The 25,542-nt window shown below is 51.2% G+C and carries 24 protein-coding genes; all 24 read left to right on the top strand.

Annotated features, from left to right (window positions below):
- Positions 1–4 precede the first annotated feature (4 nt).
- Entirely contained in the window at positions 5–409 is a 405-nt protein-coding gene (gene mce / locus LKE13_RS14970; protein ID WP_227952198.1) for a methylmalonyl-CoA epimerase, read from the top strand.
- 9 nt (positions 410–418) lie between these two features.
- Entirely contained in the window at positions 419–679 is a 261-nt protein-coding gene (locus tag LKE13_RS14965; RefSeq protein WP_227952197.1) for a DUF1467 family protein, read from the top strand.
- A gap of 12 nt (positions 680–691) precedes the next feature.
- Positions 692–1,099, top strand: coding sequence for a hypothetical protein (locus tag LKE13_RS14960; RefSeq protein ID WP_227952196.1), 408 nt, complete (start codon positions 692–694; stop codon positions 1,097–1,099).
- 80 nt (positions 1,100–1,179) lie between these two features.
- Entirely contained in the window at positions 1,180–2,499 is a 1,320-nt protein-coding gene (proS, locus tag LKE13_RS14955) for a proline--tRNA ligase (protein ID WP_227952195.1), read from the top strand.
- A 23-nt stretch (positions 2,500–2,522) separates the two neighbouring features.
- On the top strand, positions 2,523–3,743 hold the full coding sequence (locus LKE13_RS14950) for a lipoprotein-releasing ABC transporter permease subunit (RefSeq protein ID WP_265334933.1): 1,221 nt from the start codon (positions 2,523–2,525) through the stop codon (positions 3,741–3,743).
- A complete protein-coding gene (locus LKE13_RS14945; RefSeq protein WP_227952193.1) occupies positions 3,736–4,416 on the top strand; it encodes an ABC transporter ATP-binding protein in 681 nt (226 codons plus the stop codon). The genes LKE13_RS14950 and LKE13_RS14945 overlap by 8 nt, the downstream gene beginning before the upstream one ends.
- A gap of 136 nt (positions 4,417–4,552) precedes the next feature.
- The gene (locus tag LKE13_RS14940) at positions 4,553–6,463 is read left to right on the top strand and encodes a mechanosensitive ion channel family protein (protein ID WP_227952192.1); all 1,911 of its coding nucleotides are present in this window, start codon (positions 4,553–4,555) and stop codon (positions 6,461–6,463) included.
- 359 nt (positions 6,464–6,822) lie between these two features.
- Positions 6,823–10,338 (top strand): DNA polymerase III subunit alpha, encoded by a 3,516-nt coding sequence (gene dnaE / locus LKE13_RS14935; RefSeq protein WP_227952191.1) that lies wholly within the window; start codon positions 6,823–6,825, stop codon positions 10,336–10,338.
- A gap of 193 nt (positions 10,339–10,531) precedes the next feature.
- Positions 10,532–11,395, top strand: coding sequence for a 30S ribosomal protein S2 (gene rpsB, locus LKE13_RS14930; RefSeq protein WP_265334915.1), 864 nt, complete (start codon positions 10,532–10,534; stop codon positions 11,393–11,395).
- Between the two features lie 77 nt (positions 11,396–11,472).
- A complete protein-coding gene (gene tsf / locus LKE13_RS14925) occupies positions 11,473–12,396 on the top strand; it encodes a translation elongation factor Ts (protein WP_227952190.1) in 924 nt (307 codons plus the stop codon).
- A 145-nt stretch (positions 12,397–12,541) separates the two neighbouring features.
- On the top strand, positions 12,542–13,258 hold the full coding sequence (gene pyrH, locus LKE13_RS14920; protein WP_227952189.1) for a UMP kinase: 717 nt from the start codon (positions 12,542–12,544) through the stop codon (positions 13,256–13,258).
- 73 nt (positions 13,259–13,331) lie between these two features.
- Positions 13,332–13,889, top strand: coding sequence for a ribosome recycling factor (gene frr, locus LKE13_RS14915; RefSeq protein WP_227952188.1), 558 nt, complete (start codon positions 13,332–13,334; stop codon positions 13,887–13,889).
- Between the two features lie 3 nt (positions 13,890–13,892).
- Positions 13,893–14,624, top strand: coding sequence for an isoprenyl transferase (locus LKE13_RS14910; RefSeq protein WP_227952187.1), 732 nt, complete (start codon positions 13,893–13,895; stop codon positions 14,622–14,624).
- Positions 14,625–15,440, top strand: coding sequence for a phosphatidate cytidylyltransferase (locus LKE13_RS14905; RefSeq protein WP_227952186.1), 816 nt, complete (start codon positions 14,625–14,627; stop codon positions 15,438–15,440).
- Entirely contained in the window at positions 15,440–16,642 is a 1,203-nt protein-coding gene (dxr, locus tag LKE13_RS14900; protein WP_227952185.1) for a 1-deoxy-D-xylulose-5-phosphate reductoisomerase, read from the top strand. The genes LKE13_RS14905 and dxr overlap by 1 nt, the downstream gene beginning before the upstream one ends.
- Positions 16,643–16,667: 25 nt before the next feature.
- A complete protein-coding gene (rseP, locus tag LKE13_RS14895; protein WP_227952184.1) occupies positions 16,668–17,819 on the top strand; it encodes an RIP metalloprotease RseP in 1,152 nt (383 codons plus the stop codon).
- Positions 17,820–17,882: 63 nt separating this feature from the next.
- Entirely contained in the window at positions 17,883–20,165 is a 2,283-nt protein-coding gene (gene bamA / locus LKE13_RS14890) for an outer membrane protein assembly factor BamA (RefSeq protein WP_227952183.1), read from the top strand.
- A 9-nt stretch (positions 20,166–20,174) separates the two neighbouring features.
- A complete protein-coding gene (locus LKE13_RS14885) occupies positions 20,175–20,741 on the top strand; it encodes an OmpH family outer membrane protein (RefSeq protein ID WP_227952182.1) in 567 nt (188 codons plus the stop codon).
- Positions 20,741–21,769: a UDP-3-O-(3-hydroxymyristoyl)glucosamine N-acyltransferase gene (gene lpxD / locus LKE13_RS14880; RefSeq protein ID WP_227952181.1), complete on the top strand. Its 1,029-nt coding sequence runs from the start codon at positions 20,741–20,743 to the stop codon at positions 21,767–21,769. The genes LKE13_RS14885 and lpxD overlap by 1 nt, the downstream gene beginning before the upstream one ends.
- Entirely contained in the window at positions 21,766–22,230 is a 465-nt protein-coding gene (gene fabZ / locus LKE13_RS14875) for a 3-hydroxyacyl-ACP dehydratase FabZ (protein WP_227952180.1), read from the top strand. Before lpxD ends, fabZ begins: the two co-directional genes overlap by 4 nt.
- A gap of 107 nt (positions 22,231–22,337) precedes the next feature.
- Positions 22,338–23,123 (top strand): acyl-ACP--UDP-N-acetylglucosamine O-acyltransferase, encoded by a 786-nt coding sequence (gene lpxA / locus LKE13_RS14870; protein WP_227952179.1) that lies wholly within the window; start codon positions 22,338–22,340, stop codon positions 23,121–23,123.
- Complete coding sequence (locus tag LKE13_RS14865; protein WP_227952178.1) at positions 23,086–23,961, top strand: LpxI family protein; 876 nt, start codon at positions 23,086–23,088, stop codon at positions 23,959–23,961. Before lpxA ends, LKE13_RS14865 begins: the two co-directional genes overlap by 38 nt.
- Positions 23,958–25,121 (top strand): lipid-A-disaccharide synthase, encoded by a 1,164-nt coding sequence (gene lpxB, locus LKE13_RS14860; protein ID WP_227952177.1) that lies wholly within the window; start codon positions 23,958–23,960, stop codon positions 25,119–25,121. Before LKE13_RS14865 ends, lpxB begins: the two co-directional genes overlap by 4 nt.
- Before the next feature lies 1 nt (position 25,122).
- Positions 25,123–25,533 carry a lactoylglutathione lyase gene (gloA, locus tag LKE13_RS14855; protein ID WP_227952176.1) on the top strand — a complete coding sequence of 137 codons (411 nt, stop codon included), beginning with the start codon at positions 25,123–25,125 and terminating at the stop codon, positions 25,531–25,533.
- Positions 25,534–25,542: the final 9 nt, after the last annotated feature.

The raw sequence follows: 25,542 nt of genomic DNA, 5'->3' as shown, positions 1-25,542 counted from the left end.
AAAGATGATTGGACGTTTAAACCATGTTGCCATTGCCGTGCCGGACCTTGACGCGGCGGCAACGATTTATCGTGACACGCTTGGAGCGAAGGTAAGCCCGCCTCAGGACGAGCCGGAAAATGGCGTGACCGTGGTTTTTGTCGAACTCGAAAACACGAAAATTGAATTGCTGCATCCACTAGGGGAAAACTCTCCGATTGAGGGGTTTTTGAAGAAAAACGCTTCCGGTGGCATTCATCATGTATGCTATGAAGTTGAGGATATTATCGAGGCGCGGGACCGTCTGAGAGCCAAGGGCGCACGTGTCCTGGGCGATGGGGAACCCAAGATCGGCGCCCATAAAAAGCCGGTGCTTTTCCTGCACCCGAAGGATTTCAGCGGAACGCTGGTTGAGTTGGAACAGGTATAGGGCGCGCAAATGTCTTTTGTTGGCGGCATTGTTATTTTCTGCATTACCTGGATGGTGGTTTTGTTCACCGTGCTGCCCTTCGGTGTAAGACCGCAAGGGGAGGAAGACGAAGAGATTGAGCCGGGAACAGTTGAAAGCGCACCGATCAACCCCAGAATCTGGACGAAGTTCGCCATGACCACTGTCATAACGACCCTGATATTCATCATTATCTGGACGATATTTGAATTGGAACTGTTTGATCTACGTGCATTTTTTCAGAATATATAAAGGAATGAACTCATGATCCGATCTTTCCTTGTCCTGTTATTTCTGATCGGATTTGTAGGCTCTGCTATGGCGGAAGATGTCCGGATGGAAGTGTCCCGCAAGGATTGCGAGCGGATCGTGAAATATACGCCTGATCCTGATGTCGCCTATAAACCGGGTGTCGATGTCCATGGAAAACCAGTTGCGCCCGCCGATTTGAACGGCAGCCAGATACAGATCCCGGATCGCATTTTTATTGATTTGTCCTTGCCGTTTAAAGACTTACTTAGAAACTATAATCCAAAGCTTGCAAATGCTGATGTATATGTAGGAACGGTGGAATATGATATCGCATCGGGCCGGCTTCTCTACAATGGTCAGGAACTTACAGATCCAGCGCAGAATGCCATCGCCAAAGAATGCCGCAAGCGGTATCAATAGGGCGAAGTCCTTGCAATCTTTGTGAATCCCGTTAAAAGTCAGAAATCTAATCAACTCCGTGTAATTGAGCCGAGGCCCCCATGCGTTTGTCCCGTTTTTTTCTCCCGACCCTGAAGGAAGACCCGAAGGAGGCGCAGATTGTCTCTCACCGGCTCATGCTGCGGGCAGGAATGATCCAGCAATCCTCAGCCGGGATATATAGCTGGTTGCCGATGGGCTTTCGGGTGCTGAAAAATATCGAACGGATTGTGCGCGAAGAGCAGGACCGGGCCGGCGCACTCGAAATTCTGATGCCGACCATTCAGCCAGCTGACCTCTGGCGGGAGTCCGGTCGCTATGATGACTATGGCAAGGAAATGCTGCGGATCACCGATCGGCATGAGCGCGATATGCTCTATGGTCCGACGAATGAGGAGCAGGTGACGGATATTTTCCGCAACCATGTAAAAAGCTACAAGAATTTGCCACTTAATCTTTATCATATCCAGTGGAAGTTCCGTGACGAGGTGCGACCGCGTTTCGGGATTATGCGCGGGCGTGAATTCCTGATGAAGGATGCCTACTCCTTTGATTTGGATTATGAAGGCGCTAAAACGGCTTATAACAATATGTTCGTGGCTTACCTTAAAACATTTGCGCGGCTTGGGCTGAATGCTATTCCGTTGCGTGCAGAAACCGGACCCATCGGCGGCGACCTGTCCCATGAATTTATTGTCCTCGCGGATACCGGCGAGAGTGAGGTGTTCTACCATAAAGACCTTCTCGCGCAGAAAACGCCAGACCGCGATAATTACACGGCGGAGGAGTTGCAGGAAATTGTTGATCAGTGGACCAGTTTTTACGCCGCGGCCGACGATATGCATGATCCGGAGAAATGCGATGTAAGCAGTGATGATCTTGTCACCCGGCGCGGGATTGAGGTTGGGCATATCTTCCATTTCGGTGATAAATATTCGAACGCCATGGGCGCAACGGTTGCCGGGGCGGAAGGCAAGGATGTCACGGTCTCCATGGGGTCATATGGTATCGGGGTTTCCCGTCTCGTCGGTGGCATCATCGAGGCGAGCCATGATGATGACGGCATCATCTGGCCGGAGAGTGTTGCGCCGTTCAAGGTTGGCTTGATCAACCTCAAGGGTGGTGATGCCGCCTGCGATGCGGCGTGTGATGATTTCTATGGTAAACTGCAAAATGCTGGCGTTGATGTCCTTTATGATGATACGGCAGGCCGGGCTGGCGAGAAATTCGCCAAGATGGATCTGATCGGGCTTCCCTGGCAGGCAACGATCGGCCCGCGCGGGGTCAAGGCTGGAGTTGTTGAGGTGAAAAACCGCCGTACGGGGGAAAAGCAGGAACTTTCCGTTGACGACGCGCTAAAATTGTTGGCAGGCAAGAACTAGTGTTTTCCCGGTTTGAATGGACGATGGCGCTTCGATACTTGCGCGCCCGACGGCAGGAGGGGTTTATCTCCGTCATCGCCACCTTCTCTTTTCTAGGAATAGGTCTTGGTGTTGCGACCCTGATTATCGTCATGTCTGTGATGAATGGTTTTCGCGCAGAACTGCTCGATCGCATTCTTGGCCTTAATGGTCATTATGAAGTGCGTGCGCCTGCGCCGGATACCCTTGTCGATTACGACGGTGTTGTTGCCCGTCTCGCGGATATCCCTGATGTAGTGCGCGTAACCCCGATAGTCGAAGGGCAGGTTATGGCGTCCGGCAAAGAGGCAAGTGGTGCCCTTGTACGCGGCATTTCGCCAAATCAGCTGGCATCCCTAGATGTGCTCTCCTCCAATATCATTGGTGGCTCTCTTGAGAGTTTTGGCGAGAATAATTCTGTTATTCTTGGGTATCGGCTCGCGCGCACTTTGGGTGTTGCAGCGGGTGATAAGGTAAAGCTCATTTCCGCTAATGGTACCCCGACGGCCTTCGGGACAATGCCTCGTGTCAAGACCTATGATGTCGCCGCGCTCTTTGATACGGGCATGTATGAGTATGACAGCGGCTATATCTATATGTCGCTGAAAGCCGCGCAGAGCTATTTCAGATTGGGCGAGGGGGTGACGGCGCTTGAAGTGTTCGCAGTTGATCCCGACAAAGCGCTTGAAATCCGCCGCGAAATTATTCAGGCCGTAAATATCCGCGCCTTTATCTATGACTGGCAGCAGTCCCGGGCGAGCTTTTTCAATGCGCTTGAAGTTGAACGGAACGTCATGTTTATGATCCTGACCCTGATTATCCTTGTCGCCGCGTTCAACATTATTTCCAGCCTGATTATGCTGGTGAAGGACAAGGGGCGGGATGTAGCGATCCTTCGCACTATGGGGGCGACACGCGGCATGATCATGCGCGTCTTTTTTATTGCGGGGGCCAGCATTGGCGTTGTGGGAACGCTGTTTGGCTTTTTGCTTGGCCTCGGGTTTTGCATGAATATCGATAAGATCAAGGAATTGATTGAGGGGATCACCGGCGCCGAGCTTTTCTCCGCCGAGATATATTTCCTTTCCCATTTACCGGCGAAAGTCGACCCGATGGAAGTGACAACCGTTGTGATTATGGCTCTCGTCATTTCATTGCTTGCGACGATTTACCCTTCCTGGCGCGCGGCTCGGCTCGATCCGGTAGAGGCGTTGCGCTATGAGTGAGCCTGTCCTCAAACTCGAGAATATTGGTCGAACTTTTGCGCAAGGGCAGGAGAAGCTGCTCGTTCTCGAAAAAGTAGCGCTTGAATTGCACCCCGGCGAAATTGTCGCGCTGCTCGGCCCGTCGGGCTCGGGTAAATCGACCCTTCTGCAGATTGCCGGATTGTTGGAGCCTCCGACAAGTGGATCGGTCATTATCGATGGCGTCGATTGCAGCAAGGCAAGGGATAATAAACGCACAGAAGTCCGCCGCGACAAGATTGGGTTTGTCTACCAATTCCATCATTTGCTACCGGAGTTCTCGGCGCTTGAAAATGTGATGATGCCGAACCTGATTTCCGGTGTCCCCAAGAAACAAGCAAAAGAACATGCAACGGAACTCCTGACCCGGATGGGGCTGGCGGAGCGGCTCGGCCATCGTCCGGCGAAGCTTTCCGGTGGGGAACAGCAGCGCGTTGCCATTGCCCGGGCGCTCGCAAATGATCCGCTCATTCTGCTGGCCGACGAGCCAACGGGAAACCTTGATGAGCAGACGGCGGAGATGGTGTTTCAATATTTCCTCGATGTGACCCGTGATCGCGGCGTTGCAGCTCTGGTCGCGACTCATAATACTGATCTCGCACGCCGTATGGACCGCATTGTCCGTGTCCATGATCACAGCTTGGTTATTGAATAACCTTCATTTTTTGCGACTTGTGCCTGCTTCCAAGGCAGGGGTCAATTTTCTTTGTTGAAAGGCCTTAGTTAACATAATTTAAAGCAGTTTTCGTCAATATCTCATTAACTCTAAATGACATTGGGTATGGGATAGTATGTCGAACCAATTTTCGATCGAAAACGTCACCGGATTTTTACGGCAACTAACTCTTGCCGTGGGGGCAGTGCTTTGTGCCCTGTTTATAGGGATGGTGCCGCCCGCCACAGCGCAGCAAACGGAAGTTAGTGAGACGATCAACCCCTCTATCGTGCCGGATGTTCATCCGGATCCGTCCCGGTCCCAGAAAAAATATCTGCTGGAAAATCCGATATCGCCGCCTGATACTTCTAGTCCGCGTGCAACGATTGAGAGCTTTCTCTTCCTCTTGGGCGAGGCGCGCAATATCTGGCTTGATGTTCGTGACGATTACGCGAAAGGTGATACTGTATTTTTAAGCCCGGCCGATGAACGGCGCCTTGGTATGGTTCAGGCGATCCTTGAAAAAGCATCGCAGACGTTTGACTTAAGCGCAGTGCCGGCCAGTGCGCGTGAACATGTGAGCATTGAAACCGTTCTCCAGCTCCTTGAAATATTTGACAGGATTGACCTTCCTGAACTGGTCGATATTCCAGGCTATGAAGTAGGTATCTTTCCTGCTGCCGCCGATCTTAAAACGCTGCCTTCAAGCTGGTCGGTTCCTGGAACAAATATTGTCATTGCGCGGGTGCAGCCGGGGGCAGAGCAGGGAGCCTTTCTCTTTTCCAAGGAAACTGTTGAACGTATTCCGGAAGATTATGAAACAATAAAAACTTTCCCGCTGAAACATGATCGGACGGAAGATCTTTATAACTACTACATCTATACGCCGGGCGGATTCGTCGCCCCGAAATGGTATGACTTCCTGATTGCAGGGCCAGACTGGTTGCAGAAGGAATTTTATAATCAGACGGTTTGGCAGTGGGCGATGCTGGCTATTTTGACGCTCCTGTTTGCGGGTCTGCCCGCAGTCTTTCTCCGAAGGTCCAGACGGAGTGAGGAGGAAGAGGTAACCGCGCACCACCAAATCCGGCAGATGATTTCCTTTAGCGCCATTATATTCCTCGCCTTGTTGTATCGTTACCTTTGTAATGGGCAGATCAATATTACCGGCGGATTGATGCAGGGAATCAGCACGGTAACGACGGCCATTGTCTGGTCCTGCGTCGCGTTGCTGACGTATCAGCTGTTGAATTTTCTCTATTCTTCAGCCATCAGAAACCCGGCGGTGCCAACGGGCAGTATCGACGCGAGCCTGTTGCGGACTGGTTTCCGTGTGTTTTCCTGTACGGTGGCACTCATCATCATGGGCTATGGCGCTACGCAGATCGGTATTCCTGTCTATGGCGTTATTGCCGGGCTTGGTGTGGGTGGTTTGGCGATCGCGCTTGCCGCCCAGCCAACCATTGAAAACTTGATTGGTGGCATTATTCTTTATGCGGACCGGATGGTGCGGGTTGGTGAGTTTTGTCAGTTTGACAACCTGTCTGGCACGGTTGAATCCATTGGTATTCGCTCCACCCGGATACGAGCGCTTGATCGGACGGTCATTACCATATCGAATGCGGATCTCGCCAAGCGCAAGATTACAAATTTCAGTCGCCGGGATCAGTTTCATCTCCGCCATCGCATCGGATTGAGGTATGAAACGACGCAAGCGCAACTGACCATAATCATTGATGATATCCATAAATATCTTGAAGATCACATCCAGGTAAAAGCCGATCCCCTCCGGGTCCGGTTTGTCGAGCTGGGCGATTATTCACTTAACATTGAAATTTACGCCTATGTGGATGTCGGCAGTATGCCGGAATTCCTCCGTGTTCAGGAAGAAGTCCTGATGAAAATCGTCGGGATAGTTCGGGCGCGCGGTGCCGATTTCGCCTTCCCGTCGACAACAACCTATCTTGCCTCCGACAGTACGCCGGAGGCGGGAAGTTCTCTGATTGCGTGGCCGCAGAAGGATGATGCGAAAGCTTTGTCTAAGTAAATGTGTTTTCCTTCTTTCTGTTTATTTCCCCATTTATTTTTTAATTAAATCAACTAACTAGGGAGACTAAATCTTTTGATGAAAAGCAGGTTGACATAAGAACAAAACAAGAACAATATGACCTTCAACAGATAGAAGGAGTAGCAATCATGGATATCGACCGGATCATAAAGAGTGGATTTGAATGTGCGGCTTTTGCGGGGGCGTTAGGCATGATGGTGTTTTGGGCGGATATCGTGACCGGCTTGACTGGTTGAGAACTAATATCGCGGCCTAATGGCAGCAAGAGGGGAGTTATCCACAAGAAATTTATCGGTTGAGTCTGTCAGGACCTGACCTTTAGAGAAGGACATGTAATAGTGGGACGGCTGAAATCACAGATTGGAAATCTGCCGTTGTCCACCGCCCAGAATGATCCCCGCTTCGTGCATTTACGTGTCCATTCCGCTTATTCTCTTTCGGAAGGGGCGGTACAGATCAAGCAGCTTCAGAAGCTTTGCGCGGACAACCGGATGCCGGCTGTGGCGCTTACCGATACCAGCAACCTGTTCGGTGCTTTGGAGTTTTCCTTGGCGATGATGGGCGGCGGCGTGCAGCCGATTATTGGTTGCCAGATTGCGGTTCTGCGAGAAGATGGTGTCGATCGGAGTGGTCGACGACCTGAACCAGACCCCATAGTGTTGTTGGCGCAGGATGAGGAGGGATATCACAATTTCCTGAAATTGACGTCACATGCATTCCTCAAAACAGAATCAGGTGAGACAGCGCAGGTTCCTTTTGAGATTCTCGCGGCGAACTCTGCGGGTATCATCTGTCTGACCGGAGGAGCGGAAGGACCTATTGGCCGATTGATCGCGTCGGATCAACTGGAGACAGCGGAGGGATATGCTCAAAGGCTTGTCGAAATATTCGATGGCCGGCTTTACATGGAAATTCAACGCCACGGGCTTCCGCTGGAACAGATGACTGAGCCAGGTCTCCTTAAAATCGCATATGATTTTGATATTCCCTTGGTGGCGACCAACGAGGTCTTTTTTTCTGACCGAAAAATGTATGAGGCGCATGATGCGCTTCTTTGTATAGCAACGGGAAAGTATGTCGGAGACCAGAACCGGATCAAACGCACGCCTGAGCATTATTTCAAGTCGCAAGCGGAGATGGTCGATCTATTCTCTGACCTGCCGGAGGCAATTGACAATACGTTGGTGATTGCACAGCGTTGCGCCATTGCCTCACCCACACGCGATCCGATCTTGCCAGCCTTTTCCTCAGCGGATGGGCGAGACGAGGCGGGCGAACTTGCCGCGATGGCAACTGAGGGACTTAAAGTCCGGCTTGAGAATGAAGTCTTCACAGAGAACATGACGGAGGAGGAGCGAGAGGCCAAGTCGGCTGAGTATTTTGATCGCCTTGAGTTTGAAATCGGTGTGATCAATGAAATGGGCTTTCCGGGCTACTTCCTGATCGTCTCCGATTTTATCCAATGGTCGAAAGAACATGACGTACCGGTGGGGCCGGGCCGTGGGTCGGGTGCGGGCTCCGTGGTGGCCTGGGCGCTGACCATCACCGATCTCGATCCGCTTCGGTTCGGGCTGCTTTTCGAACGTTTCCTCAATCCTGAGCGCGTGTCCATGCCCGACTTCGATATTGATTTCTGCCAGGACAAGCGCGAACAGGTAATCCGCTATGTGCAGGATAAATACGGTCATGATCAGGTCGCGCAGATCATCACCTTTGGTAAACTGCAGGCCAAGGCGGCAGTGCGTGATGTGGGGCGTGTTTTGCAGATGCCTTACGGTCAGGTCGACCGGATCAGTAAAATGATCCCCGCTAACCCGGCCAACCCGGTCAGCCTGCAACAGGCATTGGATACCGAGCCGCGCCTCCGTGAAGAGCGTGCGAATGATGCGGACGTTGCCCGGCTTTTGGAAATCGCTTTGCAACTTGAAGGGCTGTATCGTCATGCCTCGACCCACGCCGCCGGTGTGGTGATCGGCGACCGGCCACTCGATGAACTTGTCCCGCTCTATCGTGATCCGCGCTCCGATATGCCCGTGACACAGTTTTCGATGAAGTACGCGGAAACTGCTGGGCTTGTGAAATTTGACTTTCTCGGGCTCAAGACCCTGACGGTGCTCGACCGTGCCAAGGCGTTGCTCGCGCGCCGGGGGATCGAGGTCGATTACGCAAAAGTACCGCTTGATGATCCCGCTGTGTTCGAACTTCTCTCAACCGGGAATACCATCGGTATTTTCCAGCTTGAAAGTTCCGGTATGCGGGACATGCTCCGGAAAATGCGCCCCGATGCTTTTGAGGATATCATCGCTATCGTCGCGCTCTATCGCCCCGGACCGATGGAGAACATCCCGACCTATATTCGCCGTAAACATGGAGAGGAAGAGCCGGACTATCTTCACCCGAAGCTGCAGCCTGTGCTGGAGGAAACTTACGGCGTCATCATCTATCAGGAACAAGTGATGGAGATTGCCAGAACACTTGCCGGATATAGTCTTGGCGATGCTGATATTCTGCGCCGCGCGATGGGTAAGAAAATTCAGTCGGAAATGGATCTACAGCGCGCCATTTTTGCGAAAGGCGCCAAGGAAAAAGGGGTTTCTTCGAAGGATGCCACCCATATTTTCGATCTGGTGGCGAAATTTGCGAACTATGGTTTCAATAAATCGCATGCTGCTGCCTACGCACTTGTCTCCTATCATACTGCTTGGCTCAAGGCGAACTATCCGGTGGAGTTCATGGCCGCCTCCATGAGCCTCGATATGAACAATACGGATAAGCTCAATATCTTCCGTCAGGATCTGGATCGGATGAAAATCCCCGTGTATCCGCCGTGCCTAAATAATTCAGAGGTGGAATTCTCTGTGGAGTTTGATGGCGATCAAGGGGCTGTGCGTTATGCTCTTGCGGCGGTCAAGAATGTCGGGCGGGAGGCGATGGCCGGAATCGTGCGGGAGCGTGAGGAAAATGGCACCTTCAAAGACGTGTTTGACTTCGCTGAACGACTTAACCCGAAGCATATGAACAAACGACAGGCGGAAAACCTTGTTCGGGCCGGCGCCTTCGACGACCTTCTGGATCATCGGGCACAGGTATTTACCTCAATCGAGGTCCTGCTGCGACAGGCGCAACAATCGGCGGAGGAACGTGGATCGGGTCAGGTGAACCTCTTCGGTGGCGCGGCGGAATCCCTGGTGGTGCGGCCTGACCTGCCCGAGGTGTCCTCGTGGACATCAATGGAGAAACTGAAGCAGGAATTTGATGCCATTGGCTTTTATCTCTCCGGCCATCCGCTCGATGCCTGGGAAAAAACCCTTGATAAAGCCGGTGTGCGCACGTCCGTGAGTTATCTGGCGGGACTTGGATCGGCCGAAAGTGCCGGGATGCTTGCGGGTACTGTCATGGGCAAGCGAGAGCTTCGAACGCGAAAAGGAAAACCGCTTGCATTTGTCCAGCTTTCTGATGCGACTGGCGCATATGAGGTCACGATGTTTTCCGAGACTCTTGAAAAATATCGCGATCTTCTGGTTGTGGGGCAGTCGCTTGTTTTACGGGTGACCGGAAACCTTGATAATGATCAACCTCGGCTGACAGTCCAGAGCTTGCAACGGTTAGAATCCATGGCGGCTACGATTGCCGATGGCGTGCGTATTTTTGCGAATGATGACAAGCCTCTTGCCGAAGTCGCAACGATCCTGAAACAAGGCGGACGAGGGCGGGGACGTGTTGCGTTTGTCCTCAATCTTGAGGCGGAGGCGAAGGAAGTTGAATTTGACCTCTCTGATCAGGCAAACATTACGCCAGAGGTGCGCCAGGCCCTAAAATCCGCCCTTGGCGTGATCGACGTTCACGATATTTAGACACTTGTGTTGGAATTGTCGATAAATCGGCATTTTTCCCTTGCATAAGGTGGCGGAGGGGCCTATTTAGCGACCTGTTAAATTCACACGTGAGCTTTGGGTAAGGCTGTGTTGGTCTTTCCCTTCCGGTGTTCTAAGGATAATCCTTTGGACCGCTGCTCACGGAGGTTCAACCGGAAAAGGAGATTGCAGAATGGCTCTGCCAACTTTTACCATGCGTCAGCTTTTGGAAGCTGGTGTTCACTTTGGTCACCAATCACGTCGCTGGAACCCGAAAATGGGTCCTTATATCTTCGGCGCTCGTAACAAAATTCATATTCTCGATCTGCAACAGACAGTGCCGATGCTTTATCAGGCGCTGAAAGTTGTGCGCGATACAGTCGCAGGCGGCGGACGTGTTCTGTTCGTCGGCACGAAGCGCCAGGCATCTGACGTCGTTGCAGAAAGCGCCACACAATGCGCCCAGTTCTATGTCAACCATCGCTGGCTCGGCGGTATGCTGACCAACTGGAAGACAGTTTCAGGGTCGATCAAGCAGCTGCGCCAGCTCGAAGAGCAGCTCGCGGGGGAACATACAGGTTTGACCAAGAAGGAAATCCTGAAAAAGACCCGTCAGCGCGACAAACTTGAACGCGCGCTCGGTGGTATTAAGGAAATGGGCGGTCTGCCGAATGTGATCGTTGTGATCGATACCAACAAGGAAGAACTGGCTGTACAGGAAGCTAACAAGCTTGGTATTCCGGTTGTTGCGATCCTTGATAGTAACTCTGATCCGGATGGCATCACCTATCCGATCCCGGGTAATGACGACGCTCTCCGTGCCATCAGCCTTTACTGCGATTTGTTCAAGCAGGCCGTTATTGACGGCATCTCCGTGGAAATGGCAAGTCAGGGAACTGACTTGGGTGCTGCAGAAACTCCGGCAATGGTAGAAGAGCTGCCAGCTGAAGAAGCCCCTGCCGAAAAGGCTGAGGAATCAGCTCCTGCTGAGGAAACCGCTGCGGAACCTGAAGCAAAAAAAGCAGACGGTGACGAGGCAAACGCGCCAGCGTCTTAAATTTGAGAGGGGCGTTCCTATTTATGTAGGGAATAGGGCGCTTTCCCACTTTAAGAAATCAAACGCGAGGAAGAATGATGACTGCTATTACAGCGGGACTGGTTAAAGAACTCCGCACTCGGTCCGGTGCGGGCATGATGGATTGTAAAAAAGCGCTGAAAGAAACAGACGGCGATATGGACGCGGCGATCGATTGGCTGCGGACCAAGGGTCTTGCCACTGCGGCTAAGAAGTCTGGCCGCGTCGCGGCGGAAGGTCTTGTCGGCGTTGCTGCCAGCGGCACCTCCGGTGCGGTGGTTGAAGTGAACGCTGAGACTGACTTTGTTGGTCGTAATGAAGATTTCCAGAAACTGGTGAGCGGTATTGCCGCGATTGCCGCCGAAAAGGGTGGTGATATTGATCAGATCAAGGCGGAAACCTTCCCGGGCGGTTCCGACACCGTAGAGGCAAAGCTGACCGATGCCATCGCCACCATCGGCGAAAACATGGCGCTTCGCCGTGCGGCGCAGCTCAGTGTTAAAAACGGCGTTGTTGCCACTTACGTGCATAATTCCGTTGCCGATGGCCTTGGCAAAATTGGTATTCTGGTTGCCCTCGAAAGTGAAGGCGACACGGCGGCACTTGCGACACTGGGTAAGCAGATTGCCATGCATGTCGCGGCAACAAGCCCGCAGTCGATCAGTGTTGCGGATCTCGATCCGGCAGCGGTTGAGCGTGAGCGTGCGGTTCTCTCGCAGCAGGCCCGTGAATCCGGCAAGCCTGAAGAGATTATCGCCAAGATGGTTGAAGGACGCCTCAGCAAGTTTTACAAGGATGTTGTCCTGCTGGAGCAGACTTTCGTGATTGATGGCGAAAATTCTGTTAAAGCCGCGATCGAAAATGTTGCCAAGGAAATTGGTAGCCCGATCGAAGTTACCGGCATGGTTCGCTATGCCGTTGGCGAAGGGATCGAGAAGGAAGAAAGCGACTTCGCCGCCGAAGTCGCCGCCGCAGTTCAATAAACGCGGTAAGATGAAGAATTTATGGCGGTCTCCTCCAGAGGCCGCCATATTTTTATGTGCGGCTTCGCGGCTTTTCAAATCATACTTTTTCTGTATGCTGTCTTGCCGATGCCGTTAACCATATGTACGAGTTGTGGGGAAGAATATGTCGAATAAGCCTCAGTACCGCAGGGTTCTCCTGAAATGTTCTGGTGAAGCACTTCTTGGAAATCAGCAATATGGTATTGACGTTGAGACAGTTTCCCGAATAGCCAAGGATATCGGCGTCGCCCATGATATGGGGATTGAGGTTTGCGTCGTGGTTGGCGGCGGAAATATTTTCCGCGGCGTTTCCGGCACAGCCAAGGGAATGGACCGCTCCAGTGCAGATTATATGGGAATGCTGGCGACTGTGATGAATGCTCTTGGGCTTCAAAACGCGATAGAGGCCTTGGGCATGGATAGCCGGGTCCTCTCTGCCATCCCAATGTCTGCGGTGTGTGAGCCCTATATTCGCCGCCGTGCGGAACGTCACCTTGAAAAAGGCCGCATCGTCATATTTGCAGCCGGTACAGGCAACCCCTATTTTACAACTGATACCGCTGCCGCGCTTCGGGCGGCTGAAATGAAATGCGATGCCCTTTTGAAGGGAACGAATGTTGACGGGGTTTATAATAAGGACCCGCGTCAGCATCCCGATGCGGAGCGGTATGAAACACTTTCTCATCTGGAGGTCCTTTCCAAGGATCTTAAGGTGATGGATGCGGCTGCAATCTCGCTTGCACGGGAGAACAATATTCCCATTCTTGTGTTTTCCATTCAGGAAGAAGGGGCCTTCGCCCGCGTCCTTAAAAAAGAAGGATGTTTCACAGAAGTTGTTTAGCGATATAATGTCGACTGGCTTATAGTTGAGAAGAGGTCGGGATAACCGTCCCGATGATGGAGGAGAGATAGAGATGGCGGCGCCAAATATGAAAGACCTGGAAAAACGCATGCAGGGTGCACTTGATGCATTAAAGCATGAGTTTGCGGGACTGCGGACGGGTCGGGCGCATACAAGCTTGCTCGATACGGTCATGGTGGAAAGCTATGGCGCCTCGATGCCGATCAATCAGATTGGTACGGTCAGCACACCGGAACCGCGAATGCTCAGCGTTCAGGTCTGGGATACAACGAATGTCAAAGCCGTCGAAAAAGGGATCCGCAACTCTGGCTTGGGTCTCAATCCAGTCGTAGACGGCGGTATTGTCCGGGTTCCGATCCCTGAATTGACAGAAGAACGCCGCGCGGAACTGGCAAAAGTGGCCGCAGGCTATGGCGAAAATGCAAAGATCGCGATCCGCAATGTCCGTCGACATGGCATGGATGACGCGAAGGGCGCCGAAAAAGATGGCGACTTTTCAGAAGATGACCGCAAGAAGGCGGAAGACACTATCCAGAAGCTGACAGATAATTATGTCGATCAAGTCGATGAAATGCTGTCAGAGAAGCAGCAGGAAATCATGCAGGTCTGACGCATGACAGTTGTACCTTCTGCCGAAACCGGCACAACTATCATTCCGGAACATGTTGCGATTATCATGGACGGGAACGGACGCTGGGCGGCGAAACGTTCTCTAAAGCGCCTGCGTGGGCATGAGCAGGGAGCCGAGGCCGTGCGAGAGGCGCTTAAGGGATGTAATGAACTCGGCATCCGCTACCTGACTCTGTTTGCATTTTCGTCTGAAAACTGGAGCCGGCCCGTCGAAGAGATAAACCATTTGATGGGCCTCTTTCGCTACTTCTTCCAGAAGGAAATCAAGGCCCTTTGTGATGCCGGGATTCGGGTAAAGTTTATCGGTAATACCAATAAATTACCCCAAGATATTCAAGATCTGATTGAAGAGTTGAAGGTTCGGACCAAGGACAATAGTAAACTCACCCTGACCCTCGCCCTTAGCTATGGCAGTCATGCAGAAATTGTCGGAGCGATGAAGGCCCTGGGTGAGAAAATCAAGGACGGTGAAATATCCCCAGAAGATATCGATGAAAACATGGTTGCACGCCATCTTGAAACGGCGGATCTCCCGGAGCCAGATCTTTTGATCCGGACCAGCGGGGAACAACGGTTGAGCAATTTCCTGCTTTGGCAATGTGCCTATACTGAATTTGTTTTTCTGGATGTCCTCTGGCCTGATTTTCGACGGCAGGAATTGCTTGCGGCGGTTGAAGAGTATGGAAGCCGGAACCGCAGGTACGGGGCGCTTTAAGTGCTGTTATCATCTTTGACGTCTCTGCAGCAAAGGGTGATTTCTGCCCTTGTTCTTGCGCCCATCGCAGTTGCGGCGCTTTATTATGGCGGGCTTTGTTTTCTTCTCTTTCTCGTCGGCGCGGCTTTGATCATGGCCTATGAATGGTGTCATGCATCGCTCGAAAAATCACCGGGCATTTTGACCTTTTTGACGGCTGCAAGTATTGTCGGTGCAATAATTTTTGCGTATAAATATGAATTATTTCAAAGTATTACAGTAATTATCTTAGGTTCTGCCTTAGTTGTCTTTGCGGCCATTACCCTTAAGAAAAAGGATCGTCTGATTTGGGCATGGATCGGTCCCTTCTGTATCGGCTTGCCGGTTTTGTCGCTTTTGATGCTGCGCGGTATTCCAGACATGGGTTTTGCTGTTACTCTTGGATTGTTTTTGGTTATTTGGGCCACGGATATCGGCGCGTATTTCAGCGGTAAAACGATTGGCGGACCAAAAATTGCTCCTGCGATAAGTCCGAATAAAACATGGGCCGGCCTGATCGGCGGTATTATTTCTGCCATGATTGTTGCTTATCTTGTTAATCGCTATCTCGTGGACGGGCAGGTTGCGACAATCTGGATACTGGGACTTGGCGCAATCTGTGCTATTCTGGCTCAAATGGGCGATTTCGCTGAATCCGCTTGGAAGCGCCACTTCGGGATTAAAGATGCGAGTAATCTGATCCCCGGTCATGGTGGCGTGATGGATCGATTGGACGGTGTATTCCTTACGGCACCAGTATTAATGGTAATTATCATGTTTATGAATGGAGTATCGTGATGAGTATGAGCGCCGCAGCGGCGGATACTTCTCCGAATACTAAACCTGGAGTCAGGCGCGTCAGTATATTTGGCTCGACCGGGTCTGTCGGTGTGAGCACGCTGGATTTAGTCGCGGGCGCTCCGGGTAAATTTTCTGTCGATGTGTTGACGGCCAATGAAAATGTTACTCTTCTCGCGGAACAGGCACGGCAGTTTGGCGCAGGCCTCGCAGTTATCGCCGATGAAAGTAAATATGCAGAACTCAAATCATCTCTCGAGGGAAGTGGCGTCGAGGTTGCCGCAGGAAGGGACGCCCTGATTGCGGCGGCGAGTCGGAAAGTTGATTGGGTAATGCTTGCCATTGTTGGGGCGGCGGGGTTAGCGCCAGCGCTTGCCGCAATCCGAACTGGCTCGATCATCGCCCTCGCGAATAAGGAGGCATTGGTCTGCAGCGGTGATCTTGTGCTGGGGGATGTAAAAAAGTACGGCGCAACGCTTCTACCGGTGGACAGCGAGCATAACGCTATTTTTCAGGTGTTGGATTTTGATCAGATCGATAGTGTGGAGCGGTTGGTCCTGACGGCTTCCGGTGGGCCGTTTATTGATCTTACCTTCGATCAAATGAAGTCTGTCACGCGCGCTCAGGCGCTTGCTCACCCCAATTGGGATATGGGGGCCAAAATATCGATCGACAGCGCGACCATGATGAACAAGGGGCTGGAATATATCGAGGCAGTTCGGTTGTTTCCTGTCGCACCAGAAAAAATTGATATCCTCATTCATCCGCAATCCGTAATCCATAGCATGGTGGAGTATCGCGATGGCTCTGTTCTGGCGCAGATGGGCGCACCGGATATGCGGACGCCAATTTCCTACACACTTGGCTGGCCGGAGCGGCACTGCTTCCCTGCCGAGCGACTGGATCTTGCAAAGACTGGATCGTTGACGTTTTGTGAACCGGATACTGCTAGATTTCCCGCGATAAGGCTGGCGCGGGAAGCGCTTAACACTGGAAAATCGGCGCCAACGACCTTAAATGCTTCTAATGAAGTGGCGGTTCAAAGCTTTCTGACCGGCGAAATCGGGTTTTTGGATATCGCGTCAGTAGTCGAAGAATGCTTGAGTCGTGCGCAGGTCGTCGAATTGGCCCAGATTGAAGATATATTTGAATGCGATAGGCAAAGTCGGGAAATCGCGCGGGCCATTATTGCATCAATCTAAGCGGAAATCGAGAGCATAGAGTTACATGAATTTTCTGATAGATAACTGGATTTACATCCCGGCATTTGTTGTCGTTATCACGGTTCTTGTGTTTGTCCATGAGTATGGCCATTACAAGGTGGCGCGTCTTTGCGGTGTGAAGGTTGATGCCTTTGCGATCGGCTTCGGCCCTGAGCTGTGGGGGCGCTATGATAAAAATGGGTGTCGATGGAAAGTCTGCGCCGTTCCGTTTGGTGGATATGTAAAGTTTCATGGAGACGCCGGTGTTGCGAGCGATGCCTCGGACGAGGTTGATAACATGTCCGATGAAGAGAAGAAAGTCAGCTTCCATCATAAATCGTTACTTCAACGCACAGCGATTGTTTTTGCCGGACCCGCCGCCAATTTCATCTTTGCAATTGTTGCTATGGCGATCCTTTTTATGGCGCTTGGCCAGGCACAGACCCCGCCGGTCGCTGGAGAGGTTCAGGCTGAGAGCGCCGCTGCAGAAGCAGGTATCGAGGTCGGCGATCGCATTTTATCTGTAAATGGCTCTAATATTAGCAGTTTTGAGGAGCTTCGCCGAACGGTTCTCGTTGGGCTCGATGAGCCTCTCAAAATGAAGGTCGATCGGGACGGGCGTATTATCGATTTGTCCGTCACGCCACATATTGTTGAGCAAATTGACGCCGATGGCAATGTCCAGCGCATTGGTCGCCTCGGGATTGTGTCAACGGGGCGAGAGTTTGTAAAGCACGGCCCTGTCGGTGCCCTTGTGAGTGCCGTCGATCAGACATGGTTTATCACGACAGCAACACTGAAAGGTGTTGGGCAGATGTTCGCAGGAACGCGGGACACGAAGGAACTGAGCGGCCCCCTCGGCATTCTAAAAATGTCTGGTGACGCGGCGAAACGGGGAGAGGGATTGCTCGATAATGCCCTTTCGCTTTTTAACTTTATGATCTTTGTTTCTATCAGTCTTGGCTTGATAAACCTGTTTCCGGTGCCGATGCTCGACGGCGGTCATCTTGCCTTTTATGCCTATGAGGCTGTACGCGGTAAGCCCCCGTCTGCAAAAGCCATGGATTTTAGTTTCAGAATTGGACTATCACTCGTACTGATGCTAATGGTATTTGCCACATGGAATGATATAAACAAACCGTGGGTGAAAGATTTTTTCACAGGCTTGTTTTCCTGACAGGTCAGGTCTGATAAAAATGATCTACGTTAATTGAGGCTGTCCGCTCAGGGGGGTGGGATTTTGCGCGTTTTTGTATTTTTTGTAGTGTTCGCCTTTGCGACGCTCTCGGCGACGCTGTCTATCAGCCCGCCTGTCCACGCGCAATCATCAGTTATTATTTCCGAAGTTCGGGTTGAGGGAAACCAGCGGATCGAGGATGACACGGTAAAATCCTATCTGCTGGTTACGGCCGGAACGCCTTATGATCGTTCTCGTGTTGATCGCTCTCTCAAGGCGCTCTTTAATACGGGTCTGTTTGCGGATGTTTCCATTCGTCAGGATGGCACGGTTTTGATTGTGGATGTTGTTGAAAACCCCATTATCAACCGACTGGCATTTGAGGGAAACCGCCGTATTGAAGATGAGACGCTGAGTGCGGAAATTCAACTTCGACCGCGAATTGTCTATACCCGTGCAAGGGTGCAGAATGATGTGCAGCGCATTATCACGGTGTATCGGCGCAGTGGCCGTTTCGCGGCAACTGTTGAACCGAAAGTTATTCTTCTTCCTGAGAACCGGGTTGACCTTGTCTTTGAGATCAATGAGGGCGAAGAGACGGGAATCAAGAAAATCCGTTTTTACGGAAATAAAAATTTCAGTGACAGTCAACTGCTGAGCGAGATTTCAACGGAAGAAAGTCGCTGGTATAATTTTCTCTCAGATTCGGATACCTATGATCCGGACCGCCTGACCTTTGACCGAGAATTATTGCGTAAATACTATCTTTCCAAAGGATATGCCGATTTCCGTGTGGTCTCGGCAATTGCGGAATTGACGCCGGACAGGGATGGGTTTTTCATTACTTTTGCCGTTGAAGAGGGGCTGAAGTATCAATTTGGCGCAATCGACGTCAAGAGTGAGATCAAGGAAATCTCATCTGAAGCGTTGATGGCGCAGGTGACGACCGTCGAAGGCGATACCTATAATGCCGACAAGATAGAAGACACCATCCAGAAGATAACCTTTGAACTTGGTAAACTTGGTTACGCATTCGTAAATGTTCGCCCTCGTATTGACCGTGATCGTGAAAATCTGAAAATTTCTGTTACCTATGAAATAAACAAGGGCCCACGGGTCTATGTAGAGCGAATTAATATTACGGGCAACGTCCGGACCCTTGATTATGTTATCCGGCGTGAGATGAAACTTGCCGAAGGGGACGCCTTTAACACGGCACTGCTGCGGCTCTCTCAATCCCGTGTTCGGGGGCTGGATTTCTTTGAAAAGGTTGAAGTGACCCAGGATGAGGGGACAGATGCCGATAAAACAATCATTAATGTCGATGTGCAGGAAAAATCAACCGGTGAGCTTAGCGTCGGTGCAGGTTTCTCCACAACAGATTCCGTATCGGCAGACCTGCAAATTCGCGAACGGAACCTTCTAGGCCGTGGGCAGGATTTGCGATTTGGTATCTCAATTGGCTCTGACAGCCAGACAATCGATATTGGATTTACGGAACCCTATTTCCTTAATCGCGATTTGAGTGCCGGTTTTGATATATTCAGAACAGTTCGCGATTTTCAGGATGAGAGTGGATATGATCTGGAACGTACAGGTTTTACTCTCAGGTCTGGTTTTCCGATTAAACAAAATATCCGGGGCGATGTTTTTTATAGTTTGGTAAATGAAAAAATTGACAATGTGCAGTCTACCGCGCCCGTTAGTATCCAGAAGGCAGCAGGGGAATATTTGATTTCTTCAGTTGGATATACAATTACGATCAGTGATCTGGATGATACATTATTTCCCACAACAGGTAGTAAATATACTTTCGGACAGATACTTTCCGGTCTGGGCGGGGACGTCCGTTCTCTTGCTACAAATGCAAGCTATATCCGGTTTTTTCCTGTTTATGAAAATGACGTTGTGTTAAGTGCTGGTGTAACTGGTGGGTATATCTTCGGGCTTGGCGAAGATGTTATCTTGGCGCAGCGTTATAATGTCGGGGGGCGGAACTTCCGCGGATTTGAAAACCGGGGTATTGGGCCACGTGATCTTGCTTCGGGAGATTCTCTTGGTGGTAATGCCTATTTCGTCGCCTCTTCCGAGCTTCGTTTTCCGGTGGGCCTTCCTGAAGAATACGGTGTTCTTGGCCGAACATTTATTGATGTGGGAACTTTGACGGGAATCGATGATTCAGATCCAGGAATTGTGGATAGCCCCAGCATAAGAGCCTCGGTTGGCGTCGGTCTTAATTGGGTGTCACCTTTCGGGCCAATTCAAATAAATGTCGCGGTTCCCTTACTGAAGGAAGACTATGATAAGGATGAGGTTTTCCAGCTTGATTTTGGAACACGCTTCTAGGAAAGAAACATGATCTTACGCATCACAAAAAAATCCTTTGTTCTTTTTTGTCTATTGTTCAGTTTTATTCAAATGAGTGCGGCGCAGTCAAAGTCATCGGTGATTATTGGCGTTATTGATATGCAAAAGGTCATGCGTGAACTGGACGTTGTTAAAGATATAAATGCTCAAGTAAAGACGCATGAGGAGAAAGCCAATGCGGCCCTAACAGCAGCAGAGAAAAAGCTTAAGGACGAGCGGACACAGATCGAACGGCAGAAAACTCTTGTAACGCCTGAGGCTTATTCAAAGAAACAAACTGATTTTAACCGTAAGGCTGCTAAATTTCGGGTCGAAGTACAGGAAAAGAACAGACAGCTACAGCTCAGTCGGGTGAAGGCACTTGATGATGTTAGGCAGCAGATGTTGCCAATTATTCGTGAAGTGATGGATGAGAATGGCGCGGCTCTGGTTCTTGATGTCAGTGAAGTCTTGTTTGTGGAAAAGCCTCTTGAAGTAACACAAAAGGTAATGGAACGGCTGAACAAGGGTCTTAAGAAGATCAAGGTTGAAATTGTACCGTTGAAGAAAAGCTGATGCCTGATCCACATTTTTATCGGGTCTCGGGACCATTCTCACTTGCGGAACTTGCTAAAATTCCGGACATTGAACTGGCACTCGGCGTTGATCCAAATATTATGATTTCTGATGTTCGTCCTCTCGATCAGGCAGGAGAGGGTGACCTTACATTTCTCAGCAATCCAAAATATCTAGAGAAATTTCTTAATACCAATGCGACTGCCTGTATCGCGAGCAGCAAGGCCCTTAAAAAGTTTCCGAAAGGTCTCGCCATTCTAGTTGCGGAAAATCCCTATAAGGCCTATGCGCGGATTGCCAATAAATTCTATGCTCCTAGGCTGGGCGACGGCGGTGTCCATCCGACGGCGATAATCTCTCCCACCGCAGAAATTGGAGAGAACGCGTCCATTGGGCCATATGCCGTTATCGAGGATGACGTTGTCGTCGGTGCTAACGCTATCATCGGTCCACATGCAGTATTGAACAAGAGTATTCGCATTGGAGATAATTGCCGGATCGGTGCTGGCTCAGTCCTGAGCTACTGCCATATTGGCGATAACGTCGTCATGTATAACGGCGTGAAAGTAGGGCAGGATGGATTTGGGTTTGCGCCGGATGCAACGGGAAACATTAAGATACCTCAGCTCGGACGGGTAATAATCGGATCAAACTGTGAGTTTGGTGCCAATACGGCGATTGATAGAGGCTCCGGGCCGGATACAGTTATCGGTGATAACACTTGGCTCGATAATCTTGTGCAGGTGGGGCATAATGTCACCATTGGCAATGGCGTGATTATTGCCGCGCAAACGGGAATTTCCGGCAGTACAGTCATTGAAGACCAGGTTGTCATCGGAGGGCAGGTCGGTTTGGCTGGCCATATCAGGATCGGGCGTGGTGCCCAAATCTCGGCAAAGTCTGGCGTTATATCAGATATCCCGGCGGGTGAGATTTATGCTGGCTTTCCGGCGCGACCCCGGAAACAGTTTTTCCGCCAGATGGCGATTTTGAGTAAATTATCGAAAAACAAAGGCTCTGTAACATGACTGAAAATTCTTCCTCAGATACGGCCGACACCCTCGATATTCTAAAAGTTATGGAAATGATACCGCATCGCTATCCACTCTTGCTGGTAGATCGGCTGGTGGATATCGTTCCAGGAGTCTCGGCGACGGGTATCAAGAATGTAACAATGAATGAGCCGCAATTTCAGGGGCATTTTCCGGGACGACCAATTATGCCCGGCGTGATGATTGTGGAATCAATGGCGCAGACAGCGGGTGTTCTCGTCATCAAAACTCTTGGTGGGGATTCTCGGGGAAAGCAAGTCCTCTTTATGTCAATCGACAACGCTCGTTTTCGCAAACCCGTAACGCCCGGCGACACAATGCATGTGCAGGTAAAAGTTAAGCAGAGCAGGGGGGCCGTCTGGCGCTTTTCAGGCGAAGTTCTCGTAGACGGCAAAAAGGTAGCGGAAGCTGATTTTTCCGCGATGATCGTCGACTAAAATAACAGGTAACTGGTTGTAACACAGCTTGATTTGTGATCCGGTCTGTTCTGCGTTAGCTATAGCGCAATAGTTTAATCTGATTTGTGAAGGTAACTGGATACTGAATGGGCAATATTCACCAGACAGCAATTATTGAAGACGGTGCGTCGGTTCATTCGGATGCGATTGTCGGCCCCTTTTGTGTTGTCGGCAAGGATGTCACGCTTGAAGCGAATGTGAATCTGAAATCGCATGTCGCAGTGGATGGCCATACCCTTATCGGGCAAGGCACAACCATATTTCCGTTTGCTTCCGTCGGGCATGCGCCGCAGGATCTGAAATACTCCGGCGAACCATCAAAACTCACGATTGGTGAAAACTGTATAATTCGCGAGCATGTCACGATAAACCCCGGAACTGAGGGGGGCGGCATGCGAACCGAGATTGGTAATCAATGCCTGCTTATGATCGGTTCCCATGTTGCGCATGACTGTATTCTTGGGGATCAGGTTATCCTTGTGAATAATGCGACCTTGGGTGGGCATGTTGAACTTGGCGATTTCGTTATTATCGGCGGTCTTTCTGCGGTACATCAGTTTGTCCGTATCGGGGAACATGCAATGATCGGCGGGGCGTCCGGCGTTGAGACGGATGTAATTCCTTTTGGATCGGCAACCGGAAATCGGGCAACCCTTGGCGGCCTCAATCTTACCGGAATGAAACGACGAGGGTTTTTGCGGGATGATATTCATGCCCTGCGCAGCGCGTATAAATACATGTTTACCGGGGAAGGCACCTTTGCGGATCGTTGCAAGTCTGTGCCAGAAGAATTTGCTGGTTTCCCTTCCGTGCAAACGGTTTTAAAATTCATCAATGAAGAAACAAAGCGTGGATTCTGTCAGCCAGAATAACGCAACGAGCATGCGTGTCGGGATTATTGCTGGAAGCGGCAGCCTGCCTCTTGCTCTGGCCTCTACATTACGTGCGCGTGGGGAGGCACCATATCTTCTTCTCGTTGAGGGGGAGGCAGATCCTGCGCAATATGCTGATTTCCCTCACGAAGTAATCCGGATTACGAAGGTGGGTCGTTTCCTGAAAGCTTTGTCCCGCGAAAATTGCACCCATATTACGCTCGCCGGACCGGTGAAGCGTCCAGACCTTAAAAATCTAGTGCCGGATATGGAGGGGGTAAAGCTCCTCGGTCGGATTACCGGCGCGGCGCGTAAAGGGGATGACGGTCTGATGAGGGCCATCACCACTTATGTGAAGGACAAGGGGTTTACCGTTGTTGGCGTCCATGAACTGGCGACAGACTTGCTGGTGGCGACTGGGTGTCTTGGTAAAGTCACTCCATCAGCTGGGGATGAGGCGGACATCGCCGCCGGTATTCGTATAGTAAAGGCCGTTGGCGCGCTTGATATCGGTCAGGCTGCAATTATCCGGGACGGCTATGTATTGGCAGTTGAAGCTGCCGAGGGGACGGATAAGCTTTTAATGCGGACTTCGGAGTTTGCCTGGGATGAACCTGCCGGCGTCCTCGTCAAGCTATCCAAGCCGGGCCAGGAATTGGCAGCGGATATGCCGACCATTGGCCCGGAAACGGTCTCCCTCGCAGCGAAGGCTCATTTGCGTGGTATTGCGGTAGAGGCGGGATTGACGCTCGTCCTTGATTTGAAGGAAACCCTACGCCGGGCAAATGAGGCCGGATTATTCGTGGTCGGGCTTGATCCGAAAAACATAATAAAATGAGTAAGGGGACCCATCGCCGGGTTTTTATGCTGGCCGGGGAACCCTCTGGCGATGCGCTTGCCGCGCGGCTTATGAATGGGCTGAAGGAGCAGGCGCCAGACTTGGAATTTTTCGGAGTTGGTGGCCCACTCATGGCGGCGGAGGGGCTTGAAAGCCTCTTTCCGATGGAAGAACTGAGCGTGATGGGCCTGTTTGAGGTTCTGCCCAGATTGCCGAAACTCCTGAAACGAATTGATCAGACTGCGGCAGAGGTCAAACGCGTTGCCCCAGATATTTTTATAACAGTCGATGCGCCGGATTTCAGCTTTCGCGTGACACGAAAGTTGGCTGGAACTTCCTTTCCGAAGGTGCATTATGTTGCGCCGTCGGTCTGGGCTTGGCGCCCGGGCCGGGCAAAGAAGGTCGCAGCGCTCTATGATCATATCCTGACGTTGCTTCCGTTCGAACCACCTTATTTTGAAGCAGTAGGGCTCCCCGCCAGCTTTGTCGGCCATTCAGTGATTGAGACGGGTGCGGATAAGGGCGACGGTCCGGCATTTCGCGTGCGTCACGGCATCGCGCCGGAGGAAAGACTTTTGATGATGTTGCCGGGAAGCCGGCGCGGGGAAGTTAGTCGGCATCTTCCCATTTTCAAGGATACAGTGGCGCAACTGCTGGCCGAGATTGGATATTTCCGTTTGGTTGTACCGGTTATCGGGCGTGCGGGTGAAATCATCCGAGCGGAAACTGCTGATTGGGATGCTGACGTTCTTATTGTTGAAGGGGAGGCAGAAAAATTTGATGCAATGGTCGCATCAGATTTGGCTCTGGCCGCTTCTGGCACTGTCGCCTTGGAGCTTGCACTCGCCCGTTTGCCAACCGTGATAGCTTACCGAATGAACGTGATTACGAATATGATTGCTCGTCGCGTCGTAAAGCTGGACCATGTTAATCTGGTGAATATCTTGCTGAAACGGGAGGCCGTGCCCGAATATATACTGGAAAACTGTACAGCTGATAATCTGGCGCGAGGTCTTGCTGAGCTTTTCCGTTCAGACGAAAAACGAGCCCAGCAGATTGTATCCTATAAGGAGGCCATGTTACAGTTGGGCGAGGGCGGCGCAGCCCCCGGGGCGCGGGCAGCGGAGATTATCCTTAAACTCATCGCAAGGAAAAAATAATATGAGTGGCACTGACAACAGCAATTTTCGATTGCTACACACGATGATCCGGGTCAAGGATCTAGACAAATCCATCGATTTTTACGTCAATAACCTGGAAATGAAATTGCTGCGCCGGACGGATTTTCCCGGTGGCAAATTTACTCTTGCCTTTGTTGGCTATGGAGAGGAAAAGGATACGGCAGTCATTGAACTGACCCACAACTGGGATCAGGAAGAGCCCTATGATTTAGGAAACGGCTTTGGCCATCTCGCGCTCGGTGTTCAGGATATCTATGGGATATGTGATAAGCTGGCGGCGCAAGGAGTAAACATTCCGCGTCCGCCCGGGCCAATGAAACACGGCAGTTCCGTCATTGCCTTTATTGAGGATCCGGACGGCTATAAAATCGAGTTGATAGAGCGGAAATAGGGGATTAGT

Source organism: Sneathiella sp. HT1-7 (assembly GCF_020731145.1).
GTDB lineage: Bacteria > Pseudomonadota > Alphaproteobacteria > Sneathiellales > Sneathiellaceae > Sneathiella.
The sequence above is the reverse complement of the archived record's forward strand: the minus strand, read 5'-3'. Positions and strand labels throughout refer to the sequence as shown.